26 protein-coding genes and 1 pseudogene are annotated in these 24,710 nt (G+C 38.7%); 23 read left to right on the forward strand and 4 right to left on the reverse strand.

Translation table 11 applies throughout. The features are described from left to right. Window positions 1–11: 11 nt before the first annotated feature. The 4 genes from ACOOEY_RS11660 to ACOOEY_RS11675 are packed head-to-tail and all read right to left on the reverse strand — an operon-like array spanning window position 12 to window position 2,071. Window positions 12–410: a cytochrome c maturation protein CcmE gene (locus ACOOEY_RS11660; protein ID WP_420384891.1), complete on the reverse strand. Its 399-nt coding sequence runs from the start codon at window positions 408–410 to the stop codon at window positions 12–14. 53 nt (window positions 411–463) lie between these two features. After that, window positions 464–718, reverse strand: coding sequence for a CcmD family protein (locus ACOOEY_RS11665; protein WP_420384892.1), 255 nt, complete (start codon window positions 716–718; stop codon window positions 464–466). A 4-nt stretch (window positions 719–722) separates the two neighbouring features. After that, window positions 723–1,385 (reverse strand): cytochrome c biogenesis protein CcsA, encoded by a 663-nt coding sequence (gene ccsA, locus ACOOEY_RS11670; RefSeq protein ID WP_420384893.1) that lies wholly within the window; start codon window positions 1,383–1,385, stop codon window positions 723–725. Between the two features lie 17 nt (window positions 1,386–1,402). After that, the gene (locus tag ACOOEY_RS11675) at window positions 1,403–2,071 is read right to left on the reverse strand and encodes a heme exporter protein CcmB (protein ID WP_420384894.1); all 669 of its coding nucleotides are present in this window, start codon (window positions 2,069–2,071) and stop codon (window positions 1,403–1,405) included. A gap of 136 nt (window positions 2,072–2,207) precedes the next feature. Between ACOOEY_RS11675 and ACOOEY_RS11680 the strand changes: the two are divergent. The 23 genes and pseudogenes from ACOOEY_RS11680 to ACOOEY_RS11790 all read left to right on the forward strand — a co-directional run. Further along, window positions 2,208–2,372: pseudogene (locus tag ACOOEY_RS11680) on the forward strand (DUF2061 domain-containing protein); the annotation flags it as partial. Between the two features lie 90 nt (window positions 2,373–2,462). Further along, complete coding sequence (cysC, locus tag ACOOEY_RS11685; RefSeq protein WP_420388651.1) at window positions 2,463–3,062, forward strand: adenylyl-sulfate kinase; 600 nt, start codon at window positions 2,463–2,465, stop codon at window positions 3,060–3,062. Continuing rightward, on the forward strand, window positions 3,049–3,954 hold the full coding sequence (cysD, locus tag ACOOEY_RS11690; RefSeq protein WP_420384895.1) for a sulfate adenylyltransferase subunit CysD: 906 nt from the start codon (window positions 3,049–3,051) through the stop codon (window positions 3,952–3,954). The genes cysC and cysD overlap by 14 nt, the downstream gene beginning before the upstream one ends. After that, the gene (locus ACOOEY_RS11695) at window positions 3,954–5,216 is read left to right on the forward strand and encodes a sulfate adenylyltransferase subunit 1 (protein ID WP_420384896.1); all 1,263 of its coding nucleotides are present in this window, start codon (window positions 3,954–3,956) and stop codon (window positions 5,214–5,216) included. The genes cysD and ACOOEY_RS11695 overlap by 1 nt, the downstream gene beginning before the upstream one ends. A 3-nt stretch (window positions 5,217–5,219) precedes the next feature. Next, a complete protein-coding gene (gene cysQ / locus ACOOEY_RS11700; RefSeq protein WP_420384897.1) occupies window positions 5,220–5,978 on the forward strand; it encodes a 3'(2'),5'-bisphosphate nucleotidase CysQ in 759 nt (252 codons plus the stop codon). Window positions 5,979–5,983: 5 nt separating this feature from the next. Further along, window positions 5,984–7,264, forward strand: coding sequence for a nucleotide sugar dehydrogenase (locus ACOOEY_RS11705; protein WP_420384898.1), 1,281 nt, complete (start codon window positions 5,984–5,986; stop codon window positions 7,262–7,264). After that, window positions 7,264–8,319: an NAD-dependent epimerase gene (locus tag ACOOEY_RS11710; protein ID WP_420384899.1), complete on the forward strand. Its 1,056-nt coding sequence runs from the start codon at window positions 7,264–7,266 to the stop codon at window positions 8,317–8,319. The genes ACOOEY_RS11705 and ACOOEY_RS11710 overlap by 1 nt, the downstream gene beginning before the upstream one ends. Continuing rightward, entirely contained in the window at window positions 8,319–9,449 is a 1,131-nt protein-coding gene (locus tag ACOOEY_RS11715; RefSeq protein ID WP_420384900.1) for a DegT/DnrJ/EryC1/StrS family aminotransferase, read from the forward strand. Before ACOOEY_RS11710 ends, ACOOEY_RS11715 begins: the two co-directional genes overlap by 1 nt. 144 nt (window positions 9,450–9,593) lie before the next feature. Then, window positions 9,594–10,118, forward strand: a complete 525-nt coding sequence (locus ACOOEY_RS11720; protein ID WP_420384901.1) for a winged helix-turn-helix domain-containing protein — start codon at window positions 9,594–9,596, stop codon at window positions 10,116–10,118. Then, on the forward strand, window positions 10,111–10,614 hold the full coding sequence (locus tag ACOOEY_RS11725; protein ID WP_420384902.1) for a UpxY family transcription antiterminator: 504 nt from the start codon (window positions 10,111–10,113) through the stop codon (window positions 10,612–10,614). Before ACOOEY_RS11720 ends, ACOOEY_RS11725 begins: the two co-directional genes overlap by 8 nt. Before the next feature lie 122 nt (window positions 10,615–10,736). Then, window positions 10,737–13,265, forward strand: coding sequence for an SLBB domain-containing protein (locus ACOOEY_RS11730; RefSeq protein WP_420384903.1), 2,529 nt, complete (start codon window positions 10,737–10,739; stop codon window positions 13,263–13,265). Next, window positions 13,262–14,314: a dTDP-glucose 4,6-dehydratase gene (rfbB, locus tag ACOOEY_RS11735; protein ID WP_420384904.1), complete on the forward strand. Its 1,053-nt coding sequence runs from the start codon at window positions 13,262–13,264 to the stop codon at window positions 14,312–14,314. The genes ACOOEY_RS11730 and rfbB overlap by 4 nt, the downstream gene beginning before the upstream one ends. After that, on the forward strand, window positions 14,311–15,192 hold the full coding sequence (gene rfbA / locus ACOOEY_RS11740) for a glucose-1-phosphate thymidylyltransferase RfbA (RefSeq protein ID WP_420384905.1): 882 nt from the start codon (window positions 14,311–14,313) through the stop codon (window positions 15,190–15,192). The genes rfbB and rfbA overlap by 4 nt, the downstream gene beginning before the upstream one ends. Continuing rightward, the gene (locus tag ACOOEY_RS11745; RefSeq protein ID WP_420384906.1) at window positions 15,193–16,638 is read left to right on the forward strand and encodes a lipopolysaccharide biosynthesis protein; all 1,446 of its coding nucleotides are present in this window, start codon (window positions 15,193–15,195) and stop codon (window positions 16,636–16,638) included. Window positions 16,639–16,648: 10 nt separating this feature from the next. Further along, window positions 16,649–18,055 carry an NDP-hexose 2,3-dehydratase family protein gene (locus tag ACOOEY_RS11750; RefSeq protein ID WP_420384907.1) on the forward strand — a complete coding sequence of 469 codons (1,407 nt, stop codon included), beginning with the start codon at window positions 16,649–16,651 and terminating at the stop codon, window positions 18,053–18,055. After that, entirely contained in the window at window positions 18,056–19,042 is a 987-nt protein-coding gene (locus ACOOEY_RS11755) for a Gfo/Idh/MocA family protein (protein ID WP_420384908.1), read from the forward strand. Beyond that, window positions 19,035–20,132: a DegT/DnrJ/EryC1/StrS family aminotransferase gene (locus ACOOEY_RS11760; protein WP_420384909.1), complete on the forward strand. Its 1,098-nt coding sequence runs from the start codon at window positions 19,035–19,037 to the stop codon at window positions 20,130–20,132. The genes ACOOEY_RS11755 and ACOOEY_RS11760 overlap by 8 nt, the downstream gene beginning before the upstream one ends. Further along, entirely contained in the window at window positions 20,129–20,950 is an 822-nt protein-coding gene (locus ACOOEY_RS11765; RefSeq protein WP_420384910.1) for an aldolase/citrate lyase family protein, read from the forward strand. Before ACOOEY_RS11760 ends, ACOOEY_RS11765 begins: the two co-directional genes overlap by 4 nt. After that, window positions 20,940–21,398 carry a MaoC family dehydratase gene (locus ACOOEY_RS11770; RefSeq protein ID WP_420384911.1) on the forward strand — a complete coding sequence of 153 codons (459 nt, stop codon included), beginning with the start codon at window positions 20,940–20,942 and terminating at the stop codon, window positions 21,396–21,398. Before ACOOEY_RS11765 ends, ACOOEY_RS11770 begins: the two co-directional genes overlap by 11 nt. Then, window positions 21,398–22,303, forward strand: coding sequence for an HpcH/HpaI aldolase/citrate lyase family protein (locus ACOOEY_RS11775; RefSeq protein ID WP_420384912.1), 906 nt, complete (start codon window positions 21,398–21,400; stop codon window positions 22,301–22,303). Before ACOOEY_RS11770 ends, ACOOEY_RS11775 begins: the two co-directional genes overlap by 1 nt. Before the next feature lie 4 nt (window positions 22,304–22,307). Continuing rightward, window positions 22,308–23,018, forward strand: coding sequence for a WbqC family protein (locus ACOOEY_RS11780; RefSeq protein ID WP_420384913.1), 711 nt, complete (start codon window positions 22,308–22,310; stop codon window positions 23,016–23,018). Further along, window positions 23,015–23,968, forward strand: coding sequence for a hypothetical protein (locus tag ACOOEY_RS11785; RefSeq protein WP_420384914.1), 954 nt, complete (start codon window positions 23,015–23,017; stop codon window positions 23,966–23,968). Before ACOOEY_RS11780 ends, ACOOEY_RS11785 begins: the two co-directional genes overlap by 4 nt. After that, window positions 23,965–24,636 (forward strand): acetyltransferase, encoded by a 672-nt coding sequence (locus tag ACOOEY_RS11790; protein ID WP_420384915.1) that lies wholly within the window; start codon window positions 23,965–23,967, stop codon window positions 24,634–24,636. The genes ACOOEY_RS11785 and ACOOEY_RS11790 overlap by 4 nt, the downstream gene beginning before the upstream one ends. Window positions 24,637–24,710: the final 74 nt, after the last annotated feature.

Here is a 24,710-nt window from a genome sequence, read left to right on the forward strand (position 1 = left end):
ACCCTTAGGCCTTAGAGAGAGGTTTCTTCGTATTTGGAAGGACACTTGAGAAGTACTTTGTTAGCAACAAACTTGTCGTTTTGATAACCGCCAATTACTACCACTTTATCAGATTTCAAGAGGTCGGTTGGCATTGGCTGATTTAAGTAAACTTTCTGCTCTTTTTGGTTTTCGTCTACCAGAATAAATTCAACAGAAAGCATGTCGTCACTAGACTGTAGGCCGACAACTTCCCCTCTGGCATCTTTTTTCAATTCACCTACTACATGAATGGATTCAGCACTGCCGCTGGCGGCTAGAGAATAGGCCTCATCGAAGTTGGCGTATGAGCTGGCATTACCAGATGTTGAAATGATAATAGCTACTGCAATCGCTATTACTACCAAACCAATTATACTTGACTTTTTCATCTCCTCCTCGGTTTCTTAAGATAGGGCAAAACTACAACACAAATGCCTAAGAATTAACCTTTTTCGTTGAAAACCTCCTTCTCAATTCTGGAGACTTTTCTGTCGATGACAATGGTATAGGCAATGAGTCCCGTGAAGATGGTCATGACTACTGCTACCACCACATAAATTTTACCATTGGACCTCATGGTATCTGCCATTTCAACAGAGGTGTTGCCATAGTCATCTTCATTAATAGAGTAAGCTCCGTCCTGGGCAACAACACTCAGAGACATGAACAAATGGAGTGTGATCAAATACTTTTTCATATTACTAATCTTCTAGAGCCGTTTTTATTCTTCTTATTCTCACTCTCAATGATACCAGCCAAACCCCTAACAGTGTCCATCCGATAATCGCAGGGTAAAAGACGAGTCGAAGTCTGCTATCCAAATCATAGGCATTAAAGCCGGGATTGCCACCATTTCCAGGATGTAAAGAACTATCTGTCATTCGGGGTAGAATAAACAATAATGGTATTAATGCAGCATAGGCAAATACGTTGTAAATAGCGCTTACTCTTGCTTTTTGCTGCTGGTCTTCAAGAGAATTTCTAAGAACCAGATAGGCAAAATAAATAAGAAGGGCTATAGCACTGCTATTCTGCTTAGGGTCTCCACTCCATGGTTCTCCCCAGGTAAAACCAGCCCAGATAGCTCCGGTTGTAATTCCAAGCACTCCAAATAACACTCCAGCATTGGCGAACTCCACAGAAATGTGATCATGCTCGAGTTTGTTGGACCGAAGATGTTTGATGGCATACACAACGGATGTGGTGAGCAGAATAATCATGGCAAACCACATGGTAACGTGAAAGTGAAGATTTCGAATAGTTTCGTTTAGTATTTTCAGCCTGGGAACTTCAAACAAAAGAGCCCCTATTATGGCGTAGGTGAGGAGCGCAATACAGAGGATTTTCCACCACTTCTTTTTCATGGTCAACTATCTTTGACTTATGAGCGCCAAAGATAGGGGAATAAGAGGTAGGATACCGCAATTATAATGGCATTTATGCCAACCAGAGTCAGGATCTGATCGAGATATATAGCTCTGTCTATGCCATCAATGGCATTTCTGGAACATTTGATTATAACCAGAAGCATCGGAATAATTACAGGAAAGCTCAGTACCGCTATCAGAGTACTGCTGTTTGGAGCCTTAGAGGCGATTCCTGAAAGCATGGTTAAAGCAGAAGCAAAGCCAGTTGAGGCAAGGAGAATGGTTACCAGAAACATGGGTTTGTCGAAAACAGGATTGCCCATTACAGCACTGTAGAAAAAATAGCCGACTAAAGTTAGCCCCATCATCAACAGGGCATAGTAGATGGTTTTAGATACAATAATTTGTTCAGGCTTGGCTATCGAATAGTAGTATAAGAGTCTCCCATTCGCTTCCTGGATGAAACTTTTGGCTACAGAGTTAACCCCGGCAAATAGAATGATTATCCAGAAAAGGGCGTTCCAGGTTAGTGGCGAGATAGTGCCAACTTTGAGGTTGAAACTCATGTAACAGACAAAGATTGTAGATGCTAGATAGAGGACCATCCCGTTCAAAGCATATTTCTGACGCCATTCTGAGCGAAATTCTTTGCCGATTAGAGTAAATATCAGTGAATTGTTCATCTGGAATTCAAATATATATTATGTTTGCGACATTATTAGTCTATAATAATGATAGGGTAAGAAGGGATATAGTCACCATTTAAAATTACCCGACTTGCTATTAATTGATTAGGTTTGTGATTTTCAAACCAATGATATGGCGGATAGCAGAGTAAGGCATTTGGCCAAGACAATAACATGGAGGATCGTAGGTACAATCGATACCATGATATTGGCTTGGGTTATTTCCGGAAGTCCGGCTACCGGGCTCAAAATTGGTGCCGCTGAGGTTGTGACAAAGATGCTTCTTTACTATTTGCATGAGCGCATTTGGTACAGAATCAACTTTGGTTTAGATAGAAAGCAAGAGAGGAAAAGAAGGTTAAAACGTGCTGAGGCTGTATCCGAGAATATAGTTAAGCAAGAGTTTAAGGTTGATGTAGAGAAGCGTGAAAAGCTTTTAGGCCAAAAAGGGATTTTGGTTTGGTTTACGGGTCTTTCGGGATCTGGAAAGTCAACACTGTCAAACCTTTTGGAAAACGAACTACATGAGTCTGGCTATAAGACATATGCCTTGGATGGCGATAATATCAGACATGGACTTTGTATGGATTTGGCATTTACAGAAGAGGACAGAGTAGAGAATATCAGAAGGATCGGAGAGGTGTCTAAACTCTTTCTGGATGCCGGAGTTGTAATTCTCTCTTCATTCGTTTCTCCTTTTAAGTCCGATAGAGAGAAGGTGAGAGACTTGGTTGGGAAGGACCGGTTTGTTGAAGTGTTTGTAGATTGTCCATTAGAGGTTTGTGAGCAAAGAGATGTGAAGGGGCTTTATAAAAAAGCCAGAGAAGGGAAAATCAAGAACTTTACCGGTATTGATTCTCCTTTTGAGCGTCCTGAGTCTCCCGAACTAGTCATTAAAACGGCAGAAGAGCCTTCTAAAGAGTCTCTTCATAGATTACTTGAAATTGTTGAACCTAAAATATCTGTAAGGCAAAATGTCCAGGTATAATTTAACACACTTAAGGGAACTAGAGGCGGAAGCCATTTATGTGATAAGAGAGGTCTATTCACAATTTGAGAAGCCTGGTATTTTGTTTTCTGGAGGTAAAGATTCTATTGTTGTTACACATCTGGCTAGAAAGGCATTTTGGCCCGCCAAAATACCTTTTCCATTAGTTCATATTGATACTGGTCACAACTTTCCTGAGACAATTGTTTTTCGCGATCAATTGGCGAATGAAATTGGAGCAGAATTGATTGCCCCTTTGGTTCAGGAGTCTATAGATAAAGGCAGGGTAAAAGAAGAAACTGGAAAAGATGCCTCTCGCAATTGGCTTCAAATCACTACGCTATTAGATGCGATTGAGGAGTATCAATTCGATGCTCTAATGGGAGGAGCAAGAAGGGATGAGGAAAAAGCCAGAGCTAAGGAAAGGTTCTTTTCGCATAGAGACGATTTTGGGCAATGGGATCCAAAGAATCAACGACCTGAACTATGGAATCTTTTTAACGGGAAGAAAAATTACGGAGAGCATTTTAGAGTATTTCCCATTTCTAACTGGACTGAAATGGATGTGTGGCAATATATCCTTGCCGAAGAGATTGAGATCCCCTCGTTATACATTGCGCATAAAAGAGATGTGGTCTGGAGAAACAATTCCTGGCTACCTGTTTCAGAGTTCTTACAATTGCGTGAAGGTGAAGAGGTTCTGAATAAAACGGTTAGGTTCAGAACGCTAGGTGATATTACTATAACAGGAGGCATCGAATCTGATGCTGATACTGTTGAAAAGATTATTGGCGAGGTGGCTGCTGCGAGACAAACAGAACGCGGAAACAGGGCAGATGATAAAAGGTCTGAGACATCAATGGAGGATAGAAAAAAGGAGGGCTATTTCTAATGGATAATTCTTATTTGGATATGGAGCTTCTTCGCTTTACAACTGCGGGAAGTGTTGACGATGGTAAGAGTACTTTGATTGGCAGGTTGCTTTTCGATAGTAAATCAATTTTTGAAGATCAATTGGAGCATGTTGCCTCTTCCAGTAAAAAGCGAGGCTTGAGTCACACTGACCTGGCTTTGTTAACAGATGGATTGAAAGACGAAAGAGAACAAGGTATTACAATTGATGTGGCATATAGATATTTTGCCACACCCAAAAGAAAATTCATTATTGCAGATACCCCGGGTCACATTCAATATACCCGTAACATGGTTACGGGAGCCTCAACGGCTAACTTGGCCCTCATTTTAATCGATGCACGAAAGGGCATTGTAGAACAGACCTGCAGGCACAGCTTTATTGCCTCATTACTTCAAATACCACACATCATTGTATGTATCAATAAAATGGATTTGGTGGATTACAGTGAAGATGTATTTGAAAAGATTAAGTCAGATTATGAGGACTTTGCAGCCAAACTGGATGTAAAGGATATTCGATTCATCCCGATTAGCGCCCTCAATGGCGACAATGTAGTAAACAAGTCAGAGCACATGCCTTGGTATAAAGGCTCCACTCTTCTTTATACATTAGAAACAATTCATATTGCGAGTGATCACAATCATATAGACTGTAGGTTTCCAGTTCAGACTGTATTGAGACCTAAAAGTGATGAATATCACGATTACAGAGGTTATGCCGGACGTGTTGCAGGTGGAGTTTTTAAAAAGGGAGATAGTGTCACAGTCTTACCCTCCGGTTTTTCTTCTGTCATCAAACATATTCATTTAATGAACGAAGAGATTGAAGAAGCCTTCGCACCAATGAGCATAGCAATGACCCTCGAAGACGACATTGATGTTGGAAGGGGTGATATGATCGTAAGGTCTGGAAATCAACCTACGGTTTCTCAAGATGTAGATGTTATGTTATGTTGGTTCTCCTCTTCAGAACCTCAGATAAGATCCAAATACACATTATTGCATACCAGCAATGAGGTTAAATCCATGGTTAAGAGTATTCATTATAAGCTCGATATTAACACTCTTCATAGAGAGCAGGAATTTGAGAAGATTTCACTTAATGATATAATCAAAGTGTCTTTGAGAACGACAAAACCATTGCTACATGACAGTTATCGTAAAAACAGATCAACAGGGGCGATAATTCTTGTTGATGAAACAACTAATGAGACGGTTGCTGCGGGTATGATCATCTAAATAATGGAGATTGAAAATTTACTAGAAATGGCGAGACTGGCGTCTTCGGAGGCAAGTAAGGCCATATTGACTATATACAATTCGGATAATTTTGAGATTAGTCTGAAGTCAGACCACTCACCATTGACTCTGGCTGATCAAACTAGTCATGAGATAATTGTATCATATCTTGAGAAAACCGGGATTCCGATATTGAGTGAGGAAGGGAAGGATATTTCCATAAAGGAAAGGTTAGCATGGGATTTACTATGGATTGTCGACCCTCTGGATGGAACCAAGGAGTTTATCAAAAGAAATGGAGAGTTTACCGTTAATATTGCCCTTGTTAAACAAGGCAGACCCCTATTGGGAGTAGTAGAAGCTCCGGTATTGGGTCAGCAGTTTTATGGTGCTGTAGGTTTGGGTGCTTTTCTATATGAAGGAGAACAAACAACTTCATTATCTGAAATTAGGGAATTGGATGAAACAATTGAAGGAATCAAAGTTGTTGCTTCAAGGTCACATTTGAGTGTTGAGACCGAACAATTTCTTGATAAACTTAATTCTCCAGAAGTTGTGAGTATGGGAAGCTCATTAAAATTCATGATGATTGCCCAAGGCAAAGCCGATATTTATCCTAGATTTGCACCGACTATGGAATGGGATACAGCGGCTGCCCATGCTATAATTAAGGCATTGGGTGGTCATGTTAGAACAATCGATGGCCAGGAATTGAATTATAATAAATCAAATCTTCTAAATCCTTTTTTCAAGGTTTACTAAGAACAATGACAGATAAGATTGCCGTTATAGGTTTGGGTTATGTGGGCTTACCGCTTGCCGTTGCCTTCGCAGAGAAATATAGCGTAGTTGGTTTTGATATTAATGAGAGACGTATTCAAGAGCTCAATAGTGGTAAAGACCATACATTAGAAGTAGAAGATGACCTGCTCAAATCAGTTTTGATTAATAAGGATGACTCTACAGGTCTTTATAACACTTGTCATCTGGATGATATCAAAGATTGTAACATTTACATTGTTACAGTTCCTACTCCTATTGACGATGATTATAACCCTGATCTAACTCCTCTGATTAAAGCTTCTCAGACTGTTGGGGTGGTTTTGAAGAAGGGTGATATTGTGATTTATGAGTCTACGGTTTACCCAGGGGCCACTGAAGAGGATTGTGTGCCTGAATTGGAAAAAGCTTCAGGCCTGACCTATAATCAGGATTTCTATTGTGGATATTCTCCTGAGAGAATTAACCCGGGAGACAAAGAACACACAGTTACAAAAATACTAAAGGTTACTTCAGGCTCTACTCCTGAGATAGCTGAGAGAGTAGACTCGTTGTATAAATCGGTAATTACAGCTGGGACATTTAAAGCAGCCTCTATTCGGGTAGCCGAAGCGGCAAAGGTAATTGAGAACTCCCAAAGAGATATTAACATCGCTTTTGTTAACGAATTGGCGATGATCTTCAATAAGATGGGTATCGATACGGTTGATGTTTTAGAGGCAGCTGGCACTAAATGGAATTTTCTGCCTTTTAGACCGGGACTTGTTGGAGGACACTGTATTGGAGTAGATCCATACTATCTGGCTCAGAAAGCTCAAAAAGTGGGTTACTATCCTCAGATTTTGCTTGCCGGGAGAAGGCTTAATAATTCGATTGGTCCATATGTAGCCAGCGCCATGGTAAAGCTGTTAATGAAGGCCGGTTCGGTGGTGAGTAAATCTAAAGTCCTAGTTCTTGGGATTACATTTAAGGAGAATTGTCCAGACATTAGAAACTCAAGGGTTATTGATATTATCAGGGAGCTACAGGATTTTGACGTGAATGTAGATGTGTATGACCCATGGGCTAATGCCGGTGAAGTTAGCCATGAATACGGATTGAATCTGATCAACAAAGATACGTTAGATCAAACTTCTTATGAAGGAGTTGTGTTGGCTGTAGCTCACAAAGAATTTGGCGGCTCGTTTATAGACGTGCTTAATGGCAATCCGATTGTCTACGATGTGAAATCATTCCTTCCCAGAGAAAAAGTAACCTTAAGACTATAATGTCAAAAGTATTAATTACCGGAACAGCTGGATTCATAGGGTTTCACCTTGCCAAAAGACTTCTGGAGAGAGGAGATCAGGTGGTCGGTCTAGATTCTGTCAATGACTATTATGACCTTCGTGTTAAGCATGGTAGATTGGAGCTGACAGGTATTGATATTGAAGCTGTTGAATACGGTAGATTGGTACAGAGTTCAGTACACCCTAATTACCAGTTTATAAAATTGCAACTAGAAGATTCAGAGGCATTGAATGGCCTTTTTGCTTCTGAGAAGTTTGATAAGGTTATTAATCTTGCGGCTCAGGCGGGTGTAAGATATAGTCTTGAAAATCCCAGAGCTTATATTGACAGCAATATAGTCGGCTTTGTAAACATATTAGAGGCCTGCAGACATAATGGGGTGAAGCACTTGTCATATGCAAGTAGTTCTTCCGTTTATGGGTTGAATGAAACAATGCCGTTTTCAATTCATCACAATGTAGACCACCCTATAAGCCTTTATGCTGCCAGTAAGAAGAGCAATGAGTTGATGGCACACACCTATAGTCATCTCTTTAATTTGCCAACCACTGGATTAAGGTTTTTTACAGTTTATGGGCCATGGGGCAGGCCAGATATGGCCCTTTTCCTATTTACCAAGGCGATTTTGGAAGGTAAACCGATTAATATCTTCAATAACGGTGAAATGTCAAGGGACTTTACCTATATAGATGATATTGTTGAAGGGGTTATAAGAGTAAATGATAATCCTCCAACGGGAAATCCAGAATGGAGTGGCAAGAACCCTGATCCAGGAACAGCTAAGGCACCATATACAGTCTATAATATTGGCAATAACTCTCCTGTCAAATTGATGGATTTTATTTCGATCATTGAGAAAGCACTTGGCAAGGAAGCTGAGAAGAACTTCATGCCTATGCAGGCAGGTGATGTGGCAGCAACATATGCAGACGTTGAAGATTTGATCAATAATCTGGGTTATAAGCCTCAGACTTCCTTGGAGTACGGGGTAGGACAATTCATCAAGTGGTATAGGGAATTTTATCAGGTATAATGGAGCCAATCAGAATGGTTGACCTCGTAGGTCAATTTGCTAAAATCAAAGAAGAGGTTAAGTCCGAATTAGACAAAGTACTCGATTCAGCGGCATTTATTAATGGCCCGGCTGTTCAGGATTTTCAGGCTAATCTGCAAGCATATCTTAACGTAAAACATGTAATTCCATGTGCGAATGGTACTGATGCTCTTCAGTGTATAATGATGGCCTACGATTTTCCAAAAGGATCTGAAGTTTTGGTACCTTCTTATACATATGTGGCAACAGTAGAAGTCATAGCCCTTCTAGGTTATACTCCTGTTTTTGTTGAAGTGTATCCTGACACTTTCAATATAGATATTGAAGATTTAGAGTCTAAGGTTACCGATAAGTCTGTTGCAATAGTCCCTGTTCATCTTTATGGACAGTGTGTAGATATGGAAAGACTACTTAGGGTGGCAAAGGATAAGAATCTCCTGGTTTTTGAAGATACAGCGCAGGCGATAGGGGCGCAGTACACTTTCTCAAATGGAATCAAGTCAATGGCCGGTACGATGGGCGATGCTGGCGCGACCTCTTTTTTTCCTTCCAAAAACTTAGGTGCATATGGTGATGGCGGTGCTATCATGACCGATAATGACGAATTAGCTCTGAAGCTAAGGATGATTGTGAACCATGGTCAGAGTGAAAGGTATTATCATGATTCTATTGGGGTTAACTCTCGGCTAGATAGCTTACAAGCAGCTATTCTAAACGTTAAATTGAAATACTTGGATGAGTATAATTCTGCTCGACATCAGGTGGCAACAACTTACTCAAACGCTTTCAAAAACGCTGATTGGTTGACACCTCCGGTCGAGTCCGAATTTAGTTCCCATGTTTATCATCAGTATACACTAAAATTATCAGATGGAGTAGATAGAAATGGTCTGGTAAACCACCTAGGCTCTTTGGGAATTCCATCAATGATCTATTACCCTGTGCCTAACCATTTACAAAAGGCATACTCTTATTTTGGCTATCAATCTGGAGATATGCCAAATACTGAAGATTTATGCTCCAGGGTTATTTCTCTTCCTATACATACTGAGATGACAGTCGATCAGCAGGAACATATTATCCATAACGTGCTCAATTATCTGAGGTGAGCTCAGCCATTGTTTTCAGAGAGATGAACTCTGAACGACAAAATTATTCCAGTTTATTTTAGGGATTATTAAAGAATGAGTAGTTTTACTACTCACTGCTAGGTTGCTTGTTGTGACTGACCGGGCGAAGCTGTATAAATTAAGATGTTAGAAGCTCTCATTTCGTCTAAAACCAGAATTAAACTATTGCTCAGGCTTTTTCTGAATCCAGAAAGTCGGTCTTATTTAAGAGGCTTAGCTGATGAGTTTCAGGAAAGTACTAACTCGGTAAGATTAGAGCTGTCACGTTTTGAAGAGGCAGGCATGGTAGAGAGCGAACTGATTGGAAATAAGAAGTTCTACAAAGCCAATACCAAATTTACTTTGTTCAATGAGGTAAGAGGGATTCTTCTGAAGCAAACAGGTCTTAGTTCTATAGTTGAAGAGGTCATCGAAAAGCTTGGAGATTTGAAAAGTGTTTATCTCACAGGAGACCTTGCTAAAGGGAAACAGAGCGATATTATCAGTTTAGTTTTTGTAGGTAATCCTGATCGAATCTATCTTACGCATTTAGTGGAGAAAGTGGAAGGGATGATTAGCAAGAAAATACAATACCTCAATTATTCAGAGGAGGAATCCGTTGCTTTGGATTTTGAAAACGAGAAGTATTTGCTTTTGTGGAATGAATAAGTTGGGTTCAAAATATTGGACAGCTTTTTATACTAAGCCCAGAAATGAAAAGAAAGTGGCAGATAGACTCTCTGAACAGGGGTTACATATTTACTGTCCGACTAGAACAGTCATTAAGCAATGGTCCGATCGAAGGAAAAAAGTGAAGGAACCAGTTTTCACTTCCTACATTTTCGCGGAAGTTGACGAATTGGAAAGGCAAGAAGTTCTTCGCGATCAGGGTATTGTTTCTTCTGTTTTTTGGCTTAGTAAGCCTGTAATTATTCGTGATAATGAAATTCAGGCCATTAGGGCTTTTTTGGAGGATTACCCAGAAGCCAAGGCAGAAAACCTTGAACTTAAAGAGGGTCAGAGGCTAGAGATTTCTGAAGGGCCTCTTAAGGGTGAAAAAGGTGAATTAATTAAGAGGAAGGGTAGCAAGGTGATACTCAATATTTTATCGCTTAACTATTCTCTTCAGGCAGAAATTTCTGCTTTAAAAGTTCAAGAGGTTTAAAAATGCTTATTCTTGCGAATCAAAAAATATCTATGCTACCTACATTAATCAAGAGAGGCTTATACCTCATCTGTTTTTTGTTTTTAATGCTTCATCTAAATGAAACGCAAGCCCAATCATTTATGGGAAGAGATTTGAAGACAATTAATGTAGATGAATTGTCGGATGAAGAAATTCTCAAATATATGAGACAAGCCGAAGGTAGTGGTTATACAGAACAGCAGATAGAAGCCATTGCCAGACAACAAGGCATGTCCGAGTCGCAAATCACAAAACTGAGGAGAAGGGTGGAGCAATTGCGCAGCCAGCAACCGGAACGAGCTTCAGATTTAGATAAAGCCGGACTAGCTACCGGAAGGCAAACCACTTTGCAGCCAGAAAGTGAGCTTTTTGGCAAGAAACCCTATGGATCATCACAGTCGGATTTGACCGAAGAGCAAAAGAAAATTTTTGGGTTTGACCTATTTCAGAAAGAGAATTTAACTTTTGCCCCCAATTTGAATATCCCTACTCCTGAGGACTATGTCTTAGGTGCTGGTGATGAAATTGTAGTAGACCTTTGGGGAGCAACTCAAGTTTACAATCGCCTGGAAATCTCACCAGAGGGGACTATTAGACCAGATCAGTTAAGCCCAATATATGTTAACGGACTCTCTATTAAGGAGGCAGAGGAGAAAATCATTAATCGTTTAAGTCAGATATATAGCGGCTTGAAGGGAGAAAACCCTACCATATTTTATCAAGTTAGTCTAGGTAATGTAAGAACAGTCAATGTTTCAGTAGTGGGTGAGGTGAATCAACCAGGCAACTATGCGTTGTCATCACTTTCTACTGTTTTTACTTCCTTATATGCTGCCGGAGGCCCAACTGAGAAAGGCACTTTCAGAAGAGTGCAACTGGTCAGAGAAGGGAAGCTCAAGTCAACAGTGGACTTATATGATTTCCTAATCAGTGGGATTCAGAATAATAACCTAAGGGTGAAAAGTGGTGATGTCATCATCGTTCGTCCTTATGAATCAAGAGTAGAATTGGATGGAGAGGTGAAACGCCCTGGCTACTATGAAGTTTTACCAGGAGAATCCTTTTCTGATTTGCTCGATTATGCTGGTGGATTTAATAATACAGCCTATAAGGCACTAGTGACAGCTAGAAGAAACGGCTTAAGAGAAAGAGAAGTTGTTGATGTCACGGCCTCTGAGTTTGATCAATTTCAACCCCAGGATGGAGATATATTTCAGATCACTCCTATCCTTGATCGTTATAGAAACAGGGTGCAGATTGATGGTGCAGTTTATAGAGAGGGGGAATATGAGTTGACCCCGGGTTTAACTCTGAGGCAATTGATTGAGAAGGCTGATGGTTTGAGAGGTGATGTATTTATGAATCGAGCCACCATTTACCGGATGAATGAGGACTTCTCTCAAGATGTAATACCTATTGACTTAGAAGACCTGATGAGCGGTGAAATTGAGGATGTACCCTTAGTTCGCGAAGATATTGTTAGCATTAGCTCAATTTACTCTTTAAGAGAGGAGTTTTATGTTCAAATCTCAGGTGAAGTGCTGGAGGGTGGAGTATACCCATTCTTTAGACGGATGACTGTTCAGGACTTGATCATCCTAGCCGGAGGGTTAACCGAAGGTGCTTCTGGTGCTATGGTAGAGATATCCAGGAGAAATAAAAATCCCTCGCTTAACACTACAGCAGAAATTTTAACCATTCAAATTGATAAGTCTCTTGAATTGGATAATGAAGATCGGAATCAATTATTGGAACCTTTTGATCAAATATATATCAGGAAAACGCCAGGCTATACTGTACAGCAGCAAGTAACAGTAGAGGGGGAGGTAATTACTCCGGGGACTTATTCAATCAGCAGGAAGGATGAGAGGATATCTGATATTATCAAAAGAGCGCAGGGACTTACTACTTATGCCTATCCAGAAGGCGCTATTTTGGTAAGAAAGACTGAATTTTCTTCGGCTAAATCAAATGATCAAGTTTCACAAGAGTATCTGCAACAGTTGAGAGTTAAACTCTTGAGTGATGAGTCCGAGCTGAAAAACATCAGTCAAACCAGATTGATTGAGAGGCTAAATAAAATCCAGAATAAAATTGCACCTGATAATGATGCAGATGTAGTTGGAAGTCGGATAAAGCGTGAAATTGTCGAAGATATTCAGGAGCAGGATTCATTAATTAGGGATGTAGAGATTAGAGAAGAAGAGCCTACAGTTTTGGACTTGGTTAAAATTCTCGAAACCCCAGGTTCTAAATATGATTTTATTGTGAAAGAGGGAGATGTGATCTCCATTCCTTCTAAGTTGGAAACGGTTCGAATTGCTGGTGAAGTAATTTCTCCACTCAATGTTCGATTTGACGAAACGTTCAGTTTTAAAGACTACATCAATGATGCTGGAGGATTCACATCGACAGCCAAAAAAGGTAGGAGCTACATTCAATACCCTAATGGCAGAAGGAAGCAGACTAAAAGGTTTTTGTTTTTCAAATTTTACCCAAAGGTAGAACCAGGATCAACTATTTTCGTGAGCAGAAAGCCGGACAGGGAGCCAGTTAATTTTCAGTCAATTATCGCGGTTGCAGGATCCATGGCTACACTAGCATTGGTTGTGGATAGACTTTCTAGATGATAAAAAAAATACTGATCACCGGGGGAGCAGGTTTCATTGGCAGCCACGTGGTGCGCCTTTTTGTGAACAAGTACCCTGGCTACGGCATCTACAACCTCGATGCGCTGACCTATGCAGGAAACCTTGAGAACCTGAAAGACATTGAGGGGGCTTCCAACTATACCTTTGTTAAGGGCGACATCACTGACGAAGCCTTTATCGATGAGCTTTTTGCTGCCCATGGGTTTGATGGCGTGATCCACCTCGCTGCCGAATCCCACGTGGACCGTTCGATATCCGACCCGCTGGCTTTTGTCAAGACTAATATTATCGGAACTGTCAACTTGCTCAATGCGGCCAAAAAGCTCTGGTCTGGTAATTTTGAGGGAAAACAGTTCTACCATATCTCCACTGATGAGGTATACGGCTCCCTGGGAGATACAGGCTTCTTTTTGGAAAGCACTTCCTACAATCCGCAGTCCCCTTATTCTGCTTCCAAAGCAAGCTCAGACCATTTTGTCCGTGCCTATGCCAATACCTACAATCTCCCGGTGGTGGTTTCTAACTGTTCTAACAACTATGGGCCGAATCAATTTCCGGAAAAGCTGTTGCCCCTGTGCATACACAATATCAAGAACAACAAGCCCCTTCCTATCTATGGAAAGGGGGACAACATCCGTGACTGGCTCTTTGTGGTGGACCATGCCAGGGCCATTGATGTGATTTTTCATCAAGGCAAAGTGGGCGAAGCCTACAATATCGGTGGGTTCAACGAGTGGAAGAACCTCGACATTGCAGAGCTGCTCTGCGATGTGATGGACCGAAAGCTTGGCCGCAAAGAGGGTGAGTCAAGGAAACTCATCACTTTTGTGAAGGACAGGGCCGGCCACGATAAAAGATACGCCATAGATGCCTCAAAGATCAAGGATGAGCTGGGCTGGGAACCTTCACTCCAGTTTGAAGAAGGCCTTGAGAAAACCGTAGATTGGTACTTGGACAACCAGGAATGGCTTGACCATGTCACCTCCGGCGACTATCAGAACTACTATCAAAAACAATATCAGGTATGAAAGGAATTATTCTAGCAGGAGGATCTGGTACGAGGTTGTATCCTTTGACCTATGCTGTTAGCAAACAGCTGATGCCGGTTTATGACAAACCAATGATCTATTATCCACTTTCCATACTCATGCTGGCTGGGATCAGGGACATCCTCGTCATTTCAACACCTCATGACCTTCCTAACTTCAAATTACTATTAGGAGATGGCAGCAGAATTGGTTGTAATTTTAGTTATGCCGAGCAGCCAAAGCCTGAGGGGTTGGCACAGGCATTTACTATTGGTGCAGACTTTATTGGCAATGACAAGGTGGCCCTTATACTCGGAGACAACATTTTCTACGGCTCAGGGCTGCCCAAACTTCTGAAGGAAAATGCCGATCCCGATGGCGGTATTGTTTATGCCTACCGTGTGAACGACCCTGAGCGCTATGGGGTGGTGGAGTTTGATGAGGGGATGAATGCCATTTCCATTGAGGAGAAACCGGCCAACCCCAAGTCCAACTGGGCTGTGCCGGGCATCTACTTCTACGACAACCAGGTTGTGGAAATAGCCAGAAACCTGAAACCTAGCCCGAGGGGCGAACTGGAAATAACGGATGTGAACAAAAAGTACCTGGAAATGGGCAAGCTGAAGGTGAGCACCATGGACAGGGGAACAGCCTGGCTCGACACAGGGACCATAGATTCACTGATGCAGGCTGGCCAATTCGTTCAGATCCTGGAGAAAAGGCAGGGCATCAAGATTTCCTGTATAGAAGAGATTGCCTACAGAATGGGTTATATCTCGGCCGAAAAACTGCAAGAAATAGCCAACCCTCTCGAAAAATCAGGCTACGGAGAATATTTGAATGATTTACTTTATAATTCTTCTTTACAAAAGGCATAATTGTCAAATCTAAAAGAGACAGCATTAAGGGGACTTCTTTGGTCTCTTAGTGAGAAATTTCTTTCAAAGGGTATTGCTTTTGTCGTTTCTGTAGTACTGGCAAGAGTGTTATTGCCAAGTGATTTTGGTCAGATAGCGCTTATAAGCATAGTTATTGCTCTAGGACAGACATTAAGTGATAGTGGAATGACACAGTCGCTTATCAGAAGTCAAAATTTAGATAATGGTGATTATTCGACTGTCTTCATACTGAATGTAGTCGTTAGCGTATTTATTTATTGTGTGGTTTACTTTCTAAGCCCATTTATTGCCAGCTTTTATTCTGAGCCAGGATTGGTAAAAATTCTTAGAGTTTTGTCATTACAGATTCCTTTGGCGTCATTCACATCCATTCAAGAAACTCACTTAACCAAGGAAATGGAGTTTCGAAAGCAAATGTTAATCCAAATTCCATCCAAATTGATTTCTGGAATTCTTGGTATAGCCTTGGCATATTCTGGTTTTGGAGTCTGGTCTTTGGTTTATATGTACCTTTCAGCAGTATTTATTAATTCATTATTGCTTTGGTTTTCAAGTAATTGGTGGCCTAAGGCAATATTTGATCTTGCAAAGTTAAAATATCATTTCAACTATGGGATAAAGCTTACTTTATCCAGTTTGGTAACCACTATATATGAAAATATTTACCAGATATTAATCGGTAAATATTACTCTTCAACTGATTTGGGTTTTTATACTCGCGCACTTGAGACTCAAAGATTACCTGTAAGTAACTTATCGGCGGCGTTGAATAAAGTTACATTTCCAATGTTCGCTATGATTCAGAATGATGATGAGAAACTTAAAAAATCATACAAGGCACTAATGATTCAGGTGGTATTTTGGGTTTTACCAGCTATGCTGATTCTGAATATTTCATCAGAACCACTATTCAATCTTCTTTTCACAGAGAAATGGAGTGAATCCATTCCATACTTTGAACTACTTTGCTTTGCAGGAATTTGTTATCCTCTGAGCTCATACAATTTGGGTATTTTAAAGATTAAAGGCAGAAGTGATCTTTTTTTGAAGCTAGAAATAATAAAGAAATCATATATTACTATTTTTTTAATTATGTTCCTTACTAAAGGAATATTATTCCTAATCATTCTGAGTGTAATAACTTCGTTTATTGCAGTAATCTTAAATTCTTACTACTCAGGAAGATTAATCAATTATGGTCTGATTGAGCAGCTTAAAGATCTAATACCTACGGTTTTATTGGCTCTGTTTGTTTATTTTTTGACCTATTATTCTTTTAGTTTATTACATAATTTAACTGACTTTTCTAAAGTCTTTATTACAACCATACTTTTCTTGTCTTTGTATTTGGGAGGTGCCTATATTCTGAAATTCCAAATTTTCAATGAACTGAAGGCTATATTGAAGTATCGTAGAAATTATTAGGCATTATTTAATGAGTAAGGAGTTTCTTTTTTTAAAAAGTGCAGTTTCAACTCAGGTTAAGTTCATGTCAGTTGAACAAATAAGAACTTGGGCAAAAAAATGGAATGAAAAGGTGAATGTTTCAATAGAGAAAGTCACCTTTAACCAACTTGACAAGTGGATATTAAATAGGGAAGATGCACTCAGGCATGAATCAGGAAAGTTCTTTTCAATAGATGGTATATCTGTTTCAACCAATTGGGGAAATAGACACTATTGGGAACAACCTATCATTAACCAACCAGAAGTTGGTTACTTAGGTTTCTTAACAAAGGAATTTGATGGAGTATTACATTTTCTCTTACAGGCTAAAATCGAGCCAGGTAATATCAACCATGTTCAATTATCTCCAACTCTTCAGGCAACAAGAAGTAATTATAGCCAAGTTCATAAAGGTCGTAAACCAGCATACCTAGAATACTTTCAAAATGCAAAACCTGAAGCAGTATTGCTTGATCAGTTGCAATCTGAGCAAGGTGGCCGTTTTCTGAAAAAGCGTAATAGAAATATTATTATAAAGGTAGAGGAGGAGATAGGAGTAAAAGAAGAGTTCTGCTGGGTTACTCTTAGGCAGCTCAAAGAACTAATGAAGGAAGATAATTTGGTAAATATGGATACGAGAACAGTCATTTCTGGTATTTCATATGGTTCGTATGATCTGAAAACTATTGATTTCTACGAGTACTTGATTAGTAGAAGTGATAGTAATGATTTGCCATTTCTTAATTCCTTTCTTGCAAATGTAGATAGCTACAATCCATTAGATAAGATCATCAGCCTAATTACGGATAGAAAAAGTAAATTTGATTTGGAGGTTCGTAAAGTACCACTTGGAATAATCAAGGACTGGGTGTTAAGCGATGAGAAAATTTATCACAAGGACTCGAGGTTTTTCTCGGTAATACCAGTAAAGGTCACTATTAGCAATAGAGAGGTGAGTCAGTGGTGTCAACCAATGGTAGAACCTGCGCAATCGGGGTTGTGTGCCTTCGTTTGTAAAAAAATTAATAATGTTATGCATTTTATAGTTCAGCTCAAGCTAGAATGTGGTAACCATGATGTAGTTGAATTGGCTCCTACGGTTCAATGTTTAACCGGCAATTATCGGGAAACTGGAGAAGGAAAACTCCCTTTCTTAGATGAAGTATTGAGATCTGAGCCTCAAAATCGATTAGTAGATTCTCTTCAGTCCGAAGAAGGAGGAAGGTTTTACAAAGAGGAAAATAGAAACATGATTGTACATCTTCAAGATATTGATTTGGATCTACCAGAGAATTATATGTGGATGACTGTTAATCAAATGCTAACGTTTCTTCGTTTCAATAATTTCTTGAATATTCAGTCAAGAAGTCTCATTGCATCGTTAACACTCGCTTAGATGAAGAGTGTTTCAATTGGAATCTTAGGCTTGGCGGATATTGCTAAAAGAGCAATCATTCCTAATCTTATAGAGGCACCGATCTTCAAGTTGAAAGCCATAGCTAGTAGGGATAAGGCCAAAGTAGATGCTTTTACCCAAGGGTTTCGTAATGATATAGACTACTATCCAACATATCTTGAATTGATTCAAAATGGCGGCTGTGAAGCAGTTTACATTCCTTTACCTAACTCACTTCATTATGAATACATTCTGGCTTGCCTGGAAAACGGTATTCATGTGTTATGCGAAAAGTCTTTGACTTGTTCTTACAAAGAAACAGCAAGCTTGATTAAACTGGCTAGGGCTAAGAATCTCGTAATAGTTGAGAATTTTCAATTTCGTTTTCATAAACAGTTGTCAGTTATCCAAGATTTGCTTCAAAGAAAGGAGTTTGGAGAATTAAGAGTCTTTAATTCTACTTTTTGTTTTCCACCCTTTGCAGACAAGTCGAATATAAGGTACTCAAAAGAACTTGGTGGTGGTGCTTTACTAGATGCAGGAGCTTATCCTATTAAGCTGGCTCAAATTATTTTAGGAAATGATTTGAATGTTAATACGGCTAAAAACCATATTGACCCTCATACTGGTATAGACCTCTGGGGGGGGGCTTTCCTCAGTCACTCAAGAAATAGTAGCTTCGGACAAATATCATTTGGCTTCGACAACTTTTATAGATGCTCCGTAGAACTTATTGGTCAAAAAGGCAGAATTACAACTAATCGAATTTTTACAGCAAAACCAGATAATGAGATAAGTATATTATTTGAGCATGGTTTTGAATCAGAAGAAATCAAAGTCAGTCCAGACAACGCATATAGAAATATGCTAGAACATTTTTATGATTTAATATCCTGCAATCAAACTGAACTAAGGGAATGTGAGTATTCTCAAAACCTGAACCAATCAAGGTTATTGCATCAATTTAAAGAAAAGCTAAATGTCTAAGCCAAAACCCATATACGTAACTCAGCCTTCGTTGGCTCCATTAAACGAGTTTGTACATTATTTAGAAGGTGTTTGGGAAAGAGGAATACTTACCCACAACGGACCGTTAGTTCAGAAACTAGAGCATGACCTTAGTAGTAAATTAGGGCTAGAGTATCTAACCTTGGTATCTAATGGTACTGTGGCTTTACAAATGGCTATTAAGGCCTTGGAGTTAAAGGGAGAAATCATAATCCCCTCTTTTACTTGGATTGCTACTGTAAGTGCTATAAAGTGGGAGGGCTGCACACCTGTGTTTGCTGATATAGACCAAGATACCCTTAATATTGACCCAAGTAAGATTGAAGAGTGTATCACAGATAAAACGGTGGCTATAATGCCGGTGCATGTTTTTGGTAATCCCTGTGATGTTGAGGCGATTGATAAAATAGCTAAGAAACACAATCTTAAGGTTATCTATGATGCAGCACATGCTATAGGTTCAACTTATAATGGTAAAAGCCTTTTGGAGTTTGGAGATATATCAGCTATAAGCCTACACGCTACTAAACTATTCAATACGGCAGAGGGAGGGGCTTGTATTACATCCGATATGAGCTTAGATAAAAAGATAAGGAGAATCAGGTTCTTCGGCCATAACGAAGATAAAGATATTGTTGAAGATGGTTTTAATGGTAAGGTTACTGAGGTACACGCTGCACTTGGGTTGGCCAATCTAAAATACTATGATGAAGTTCTGGCAGACCGAAAGAAAAAGTATAAACTCTATAAAGAACTCTTGAGTGGTTTGGGTAGCATACACTTTCAAAGGCTTGAGTTGGGAGAACCTAACTACTCCTACTTCCCTGTTATTTTCGATTCTGAAGAGACTCTCGTATCAATCATTGAGTTGTTTAGTGAGCACAAGATCTATCCTAGAAGATATTTCTACCCTTCAGTTAATACTTACTCACATGTGGTCGATTACAAAAAAACCCCTATCTCTGAAGATGTTTCTAGAAGAATTTTGTGTTTACCATTGTTTATGAATTTGGGAGAATATGACATCGAAAGAGTTTGCAGATTAATTGATAATTTTTTGATCAAATGATGGATTCGTTTTTCTTCTTACCGTCAACTAAACTTGATAAGTTTAACCGTGTTAGGGGAAGTTATAATGCTGAAATCATTATCGATTTGGAAGATAGTGTTGTTGATAGAGAAAAGGAGGTCGGTCTCAATTTTTTAATCGAAAATCCAGAGACTTATTTGGAGTCATGGATCAGAATTAATTTACGATCAGACTTTAATCAGCCGATTGACGCTAGTCAATTCGATAGACTGAAACAAGCTGGTTATAATAAGTTTGTTTTGCCTAAGATTAAAAGTGAAAGGGAAATTCAAGAGTTATTACAAACAGATAGTATTAACCTTAATATAATCATATTAATAGAGCATCCAAGACTTTTCTATGATCTACCAGATTTTTTGAGTTCTTTAAAAAGAAATGTATTTGGTCTTGGTTTGGGAACACATGATCTCCTGTCTTTTATAGGAGCTAATCATAACCCTTTAAATACAAGTTATGCTCGTAATGAGTTATTATATTTAGCACGAAGTTTTGGTTTAAAGGCAATTGATACGGCTTCTATGAATATTGATTCTTCATTCAAAGATGAGCTGGAAAATGTATATGACATGGGTTTTAGGTCTAAGTTTATAGTACACCCCAAGCAGTTGGAGATGCTAAGTGAATTTAACTCTAAAACCAATAAAAAGAATATCGAGAGGGCTAAAGAAATAGTAGAGATCATATCTAATAAGCCGATTCACTTGAGGTACGAACCTTTTATACATAAGGGAGTAGTAGTTGAAAGACCCCATATAATTAAATCAGAGCAAATTTTGGCAGGAAATTATGGAAAGTAAGTTCGGTAATTATTTTGAGGAGTTCGAAGTAGGTTCTGTAATCAGGCATGCAAATTCCAAGACAATCTTTGAAAGTGATAATAACTTTTTCAGTTTGCTGACCATGAATCATCATCCTGTTCATTTGGATATAAATTATGCTTCTCAAAAGCAGCACGGTCAAGTTCTGGTAGTTGGGACTTTGGTTTTTAGCTTAGCGGTAGGCATTACGGTTCCTGATATTAGTGGAAAGGCAATTGCCAATTTATCTTATGAAAATATAATACATAAGGGTCCTGTTTTTGTAAATGACACAATCTATGTGGAAACTAAAATTTTAAGTAAGCGAAGTTCTAAATCAAAGGGGGATAGAGGCATTGTTACTGTGGAAAGCAGAGTATTCAATCAAGAAAAACAAGAGGTGCTTAGTTTTAGAAGAAACATACTAATTCCTAAAAAGCGACCATAATGGAAAATTTTTTGATGCGTAGTTTGCTTTTCGTACCGTCCCATAATGATAAGTTACTCAAGAGCGCACTGCAAACTCAGGCGGATGTTCTTTTGTTGGATATTGAGGATTCTGTACAACCAAAGGAAAACAAACAAGTAGCTAGGGATAAGATTCTCCAATTGGTTAAAAATGGACAGTTAGATGATCGAGTGGTTTTTCCAAGAGTTAATGATCGCGAAAGTGGTCATTTACTTCAAGATGTATATCAATTAACCATTGAAGGAATTAATGGTTTTATGTATCCAAAGGCTAAGACTGCAGAGGATATATATTTCTTTGACAAGTTATTAGAGACAATAGAGTTTGAAAAAGGAATGCCAATTGGCGCATTTAAGATTATTGCTCTTATAGAAACGGCAGCAGCAGTTATGAATGTTCAAGAAATATGTAGGGCTTCTAAGCGATTGGTGGCTGTTGCTTACGGATCAGAAGATTTTATATCTGATTTAGAAGGTATTCATGATGATGAGCACCTTAGTTTATTTACACCACGTGCTATGATTGCCATGGGGGCTCGTGCTCAAGGGATTATTCCAATTGATACGGTTCATGTCAATGTACATGACCTTGAAGACCTTGAACAGAATATTTCATTATCGAAAAAATTAGGATTTGAAGGGATGCTAGCTTTAAACCCAAAGGAATTGGATTTGATTCATCAATATTATTCACCTAGCGAGGAGGAGTATTTGAATGCCTTGGACTTGTTTGAATTATCTAAAAAGGCTACAATGGAAGGTAAAGGCGTAGCAATAATGAATGGCAAATTTATTGGGCCTCCCATGATATTGAAGGCTAAGAAAATAATTGATAAGAAAATGCTAATCCAAAGAACTCAAGAAAATTGTAATAATAAAAAGTAGGAAATTGAGATTAGCTATAATGCAACCTTATGTTTTCCCTTATCTAGGGTACTTTCAATTGATCAACTCAGTAGATCGTTTTGTAGTCTATGATGATGTTACTTTTATCAAGCAGGGGTGGATTAATCGAAATAATATATTGGTAAATAATCGGTCTTATTTGTTCAGCGTTCCGCTTGAAAGGCAAAGTTCATTTACGAAAATTAAGGATATTAGAATAAGTTCTAAGCACTATGATAGGTGGAAGGATAAGTTTTATAAAACTGTGGAGCAGAATTATAAGAGAGCCCCTTTTTTTGAAGATGCCTTTAAGCTTTTACATGTCGTTCTTGAAGGTTCAGAACATGATTTTTTGATATCTAAATTAGCAATTTCAAGCCTAAAGAGTATTAATAAATACCTTGATTTGAAGGTTGAATTTGTTAATTCATCTTCTGATTATAATAACAGTAATTTGTCTGGACAGGAAAGAGTGATGGACATATGTATGAAGGAAGCGGCAACGCAATATGTTAACCCTATTTCTGGAGCAGGCTTATATAGTAAAGAAGATTTTAGGATGAAAAATTTAGATTTATATTTCATTAAGCCTCAATCAATTGTGTACGATCAAATGAATAATGAATTTATTCCATGGCTGTCCATAATTGATGTGATAATGTTTAATTCCGTAGAGCAAGTTGCTCTCTTGATTAAGAAATACGAAATTTTGTGAAGAGTATAGGGGGTTACTTTGGACTGGAAGCTGGTAACTTTTACCATTTTCATGAAGGAGCTATTAAACTCAACACAGCTCGAAATGCATTAGAGTACATTCTTATGATAAGAGGGTATGACAAGGTATATTTACCATATTTTATTTGTGATGTCATATTTGAGCCCTTAAAAAGGACTGAAACTGAGATTGAGCTTTATCATATTGACAAAAATTTTGAACCCCTTTTTGATTTTTCTAAAGTCGGTAAGAACCAAGCCTTGTTGTATGTGAATTATTTTGGATTAAAGAATGATTTAATCAAAGAACTTGTCTGTCGATGTGAGAATCTAATAATTGATAATTCTCAGTCTTTTTACTCTAAGCCGATAGCGCATGTAGATACCTTTTATTCTCCTCGTAAGTTTTTTGGTGTGCCAGATGGAGCCTATTTGTATATTGATGAGACCTTGAAGGTTGAGTTAAAACAAGATGTTTCATGCGACAGGAGTGAACACTTATTGAAGCGAATAGACACAGGGGCAGAGTCTGGATATACTTCTTTTGCTAAGAATGAGAGTAGACTTAAGAACCAACCAATTAAACTCATGTCGAATCTTACAAGTCATATTTTGATGTCCATTAACTATGAATCAATAGCAGAAATTAGAAGGAACAACTTTTTACGAATCCATGAGAGACTGTCGGAAGGAAATTTTTTCACATTTGAACTGAGTGCAGAAAGTGTTCCGATGATTTATCCATTTTGGACTAACAGAGTAGATTTAAGAAGTTCACTTAGATCTAGGAAAGTATACACTCCCATATACTGGACAAATGTTTTGGATATTTGCAATGAGAAAGATTTAGAGTATCAATTCGTGAACAATGTTGTTTATTTGCCTATTGATCAAAGATATTCTTTTGCTGATATTGACTATTTGGTAAGGCTTATTCTACAAGAACAATGAGAAAAAAAGTAATCATTATTGGAGGAAAAGGAAGTGCAGTTGTCGTAGCAGAGCAGATTTATGATGCTCAGATTAAGGACGCAAATGTTGAATTTCTTGGGTTTGCTTTTGATGATCCAAGTTTTGGTCTTGAAATTAATGGCTTTCCTATTGTGTCAAAAACTAGAAGTGTTTTCAATAAATATAAGTCGTTCACTGATGTTGAATTTATTTTTCAGTTGTATAGACCTGACCTTATGGAAGAGCGCATTGATCTTTTAAACAGCTATGGGATTCCGCTAGAGAGGTTTCATACTTTTGTGCACCCTTCGTCTATAGTGTCTTCATCTGCAAAGCTAGGTTGTGGTTCTGTTATTCTTGCCAATTGTGTTATAAATTCAAATGTTCAAATTGGCAATCATTGTACTATACATTCTAACTCATTGGTTGGGCACGATTCCTCATTGGGTGATTATAATTTTGTGGCGGCACATAATGTTATTGGTAGTAATAGTAAAATAGGGAGAGCCAATTTCTTTGGTCTGAATAGTACTTTCAATAATTATTTGAAAGTGGGGGATAATTGTTTTGTAGGGATGGCTTCAAACGTCATAAAAGATATTCATTCAGGTGAAAAGGTTTATGGTAATCCAGCAAAGCCCTTTATTGGAGAAATCAAACCATTGTAAAGGAAGTTTATTTCTATATCTGTTGTTCAATTTTAGATTAGTTCTTTAATCTTTCAATAAGTCCAAATTCACAC

Origin of the sequence: Roseivirga sp., from assembly GCF_965216855.1 — a bacterium.
Taxonomy (GTDB): domain Bacteria; phylum Bacteroidota; class Bacteroidia; order Cytophagales; family Cyclobacteriaceae; genus Roseivirga.

What these genes read in the sequence shown, in the direction of transcription:
- cysQ (WP_420384897.1), top strand. Translation starts at nt 5,220, where the DNA reads ATGGAGATTGAAAATTTACTAGAAATGGCGAGACTGGCGTCTTCGGAG.
- ACOOEY_RS11790 (WP_420384915.1), top strand. Translation starts at nt 23,965, where the DNA reads ATGAGAAAAAAAGTAATCATTATTGGAGGAAAAGGAAGTGCAGTTGTC.
- ACOOEY_RS11705 (WP_420384898.1), top strand. Translation starts at nt 5,984, where the DNA reads ATGACAGATAAGATTGCCGTTATAGGTTTGGGTTATGTGGGCTTACCG.
- ACOOEY_RS11730 (WP_420384903.1), top strand. Translation starts at nt 10,737, where the DNA reads ATGGGAAGAGATTTGAAGACAATTAATGTAGATGAATTGTCGGATGAA.
- ACOOEY_RS11665 (WP_420384892.1), bottom strand. Translation starts at nt 718, where the DNA reads ATGAAAAAGTATTTGATCACACTCCATTTGTTCATGTCTCTGAGTGTT.
- ACOOEY_RS11710 (WP_420384899.1), top strand. Translation starts at nt 7,264, where the DNA reads ATGTCAAAAGTATTAATTACCGGAACAGCTGGATTCATAGGGTTTCAC.
- ACOOEY_RS11675 (WP_420384894.1), bottom strand. Translation starts at nt 2,071, where the DNA reads ATGAACAATTCACTGATATTTACTCTAATCGGCAAAGAATTTCGCTCA.
- ACOOEY_RS11775 (WP_420384912.1), top strand. Translation starts at nt 21,398, where the DNA reads ATGGAAAATTTTTTGATGCGTAGTTTGCTTTTCGTACCGTCCCATAAT.
- ACOOEY_RS11660 (WP_420384891.1), bottom strand. Translation starts at nt 410, where the DNA reads ATGAAAAAGTCAAGTATAATTGGTTTGGTAGTAATAGCGATTGCAGTA.
- rfbA (WP_420384905.1), top strand. Translation starts at nt 14,311, where the DNA reads ATGAAAGGAATTATTCTAGCAGGAGGATCTGGTACGAGGTTGTATCCT.
- ACOOEY_RS11720 (WP_420384901.1), top strand. Translation starts at nt 9,594, where the DNA reads ATGTTAGAAGCTCTCATTTCGTCTAAAACCAGAATTAAACTATTGCTC.
- cysD (WP_420384895.1), top strand. Translation starts at nt 3,049, where the DNA reads ATGTCCAGGTATAATTTAACACACTTAAGGGAACTAGAGGCGGAAGCC.
- ACOOEY_RS11755 (WP_420384908.1), top strand. Translation starts at nt 18,056, where the DNA reads ATGAAGAGTGTTTCAATTGGAATCTTAGGCTTGGCGGATATTGCTAAA.
- ACOOEY_RS11765 (WP_420384910.1), top strand. Translation starts at nt 20,129, where the DNA reads ATGATGGATTCGTTTTTCTTCTTACCGTCAACTAAACTTGATAAGTTT.
- ACOOEY_RS11770 (WP_420384911.1), top strand. Translation starts at nt 20,940, where the DNA reads ATGGAAAGTAAGTTCGGTAATTATTTTGAGGAGTTCGAAGTAGGTTCT.
- ACOOEY_RS11750 (WP_420384907.1), top strand. Translation starts at nt 16,649, where the DNA reads ATGAGTAAGGAGTTTCTTTTTTTAAAAAGTGCAGTTTCAACTCAGGTT.
- ccsA (WP_420384893.1), bottom strand. Translation starts at nt 1,385, where the DNA reads ATGAAAAAGAAGTGGTGGAAAATCCTCTGTATTGCGCTCCTCACCTAC.
- ACOOEY_RS11760 (WP_420384909.1), top strand. Translation starts at nt 19,035, where the DNA reads ATGTCTAAGCCAAAACCCATATACGTAACTCAGCCTTCGTTGGCTCCA.
- ACOOEY_RS11715 (WP_420384900.1), top strand. Translation starts at nt 8,319, where the DNA reads ATGGAGCCAATCAGAATGGTTGACCTCGTAGGTCAATTTGCTAAAATC.
- rfbB (WP_420384904.1), top strand. Translation starts at nt 13,262, where the DNA reads ATGATAAAAAAAATACTGATCACCGGGGGAGCAGGTTTCATTGGCAGC.
- ACOOEY_RS11695 (WP_420384896.1), top strand. Translation starts at nt 3,954, where the DNA reads ATGGATAATTCTTATTTGGATATGGAGCTTCTTCGCTTTACAACTGCG.
- ACOOEY_RS11725 (WP_420384902.1), top strand. Translation starts at nt 10,111, where the DNA reads ATGAATAAGTTGGGTTCAAAATATTGGACAGCTTTTTATACTAAGCCC.